Origin of the sequence: Microcystis sp. M49636_WE2 (assembly GCF_030065375.1) — a bacterium.
In the GTDB taxonomy this organism is placed as follows: Bacteria; Cyanobacteriota; Cyanobacteriia; order Cyanobacteriales; family Microcystaceae; genus Microcystis; species Microcystis aeruginosa_C.
Map to the genome: position 1 here is coordinate 1 of NZ_JASJFG010000954.1, position 1,383 is coordinate 1,383.

A 1,383-nucleotide genomic window follows, 5' to 3' on the forward strand; every position below is an offset into this window, starting at 1 on the left:
CGCAACAAAGCGTACAAGTCAGCCGTAAGAACCCTGATCAAAAAATGTCTTGTCGCTGTCTCGGCCTACGGAGCCAACCCCAGCCCAGAAGGGCTAGAAAGCGCCCAACAAGCTCTATCGGAAGCTTACAGTAAAATCGATAAAGCCGTCAAGCGCAACGTCTTGCACCGGAACAACGGCGCTAGAAAAAAAGCTGGTTTAGCCAAAGCCTTGCAAAAAGTTAGCCAAGCTTCCTAAGAAACAAGTAAGCTGTAATCAGGACAGACGCAACAAGCGATCGGGGGTCGATGCAATTAATAGATACGCACGTTCATCTGAACTTTGACGTTTTGCAAGCCGACTTGCCCGCTATCTCCGAACGTTGGCGAAGTGTGGGAGTCGTTCATCTGGTTCATTCCTGTGTCGAACCAGAAGAGTTTGCGGCGATTAAAGCCATTGCCGATCAATTTGAGGAAATTTCCTTCGCCGTCGGTTTACATCCCCTAGATGCCCAAAAATGGCGAGATAATAGTGCCGATCAGATCGAATCCCTAGCCCGATCTGATCGGCGCGTCGTGGCGATCGGGGAAATGGGTTTAGACTTCTATAAAGCGGATAATCAAGAGCAGCAAAAACAGGTCTTTTGGACGCAATTAGAAATCGCCCATCGTCTCGATAAACCCGTGATTATCCATTGTCGAGATGCGGCCCCGGTCATGCGGGAGGAAATCATCGCCTTTCGGCAACAAGTGGGCAAAATTCGCGGCGTGATGCACTGCTGGACGGGCAACCCCGAAGAAACTCAATGGTTTTTAGACTTGGGTTTTTACATCAGCTTTAGCGGCATTGTCACCTTCAAAAACAGTAAAACCGTGCAAGCTGCCGCCCAAATTGTCCCCAGCGATCGCCTACTGATCGAAACCGATTGCCCCTTTCTCTCCCCCAATCCCCACCGCGGTAAACCCTGTGAACCCTCTTTCGTCTTCCATGTGGCCGAAACCGTCGCCCGTCTGCGCGGCTATCCGGTCGAAACCCTAGCCGAACAAACCACCCACAACGCCCGCAACTTATTTCAACTCCCCAGTTAAAAAACATAGTTTATTAGCACAGAGCAGGGAATGGGGAAATGGGGGAATTCAACTAAAACCCTAAAATCCCAACACCCCAAAACCCCATCACCCATCCCCTCACCGCTCACTGATATCCGACCGTCGCTATCGTGTCATCAGCCCTTGTAACCCTATGAACAATCTTACCTTTAATCTCTTACCCGACCTCATCGAAATCCAACACTCCAGTTTTCGGTGGTTTTTGGAAGAAGGACTAATCGAGGAACTGAATAGCTTTTCCCCCATCAGCGACTATACAGGTAAATTAGAACTACATTTCCTCGGCCAGGACTAC

At 49.7% G+C, this 1,383-nt stretch carries 2 protein-coding genes; both read left to right on the plus strand.

Translation table 11 applies throughout. The features are described from left to right. On the plus strand, positions 1 to 237 hold a 237-nt coding region (gene rpsT, locus PX484_RS21945; protein ID WP_288105483.1), incomplete at its 5' end, for a 30S ribosomal protein S20. Positions 238 to 287: 50 nt separating this feature from the next. Continuing rightward, positions 288 to 1,067, plus strand: a complete 780-nt coding sequence (locus PX484_RS21950) for a TatD family hydrolase (protein WP_004268759.1) — start codon at positions 288 to 290, stop codon at positions 1,065 to 1,067. The last annotated feature ends 316 nt before the right edge of the window (positions 1,068 to 1,383 follow it).

Excerpts from the sequence above, each read along its gene's own strand:
- PX484_RS21950 (WP_004268759.1), top strand. The coding sequence starts at position 288 with ATGCAATTAATAGATACGCACGTTCATCTGAACTTTGACGTTTTGCAA.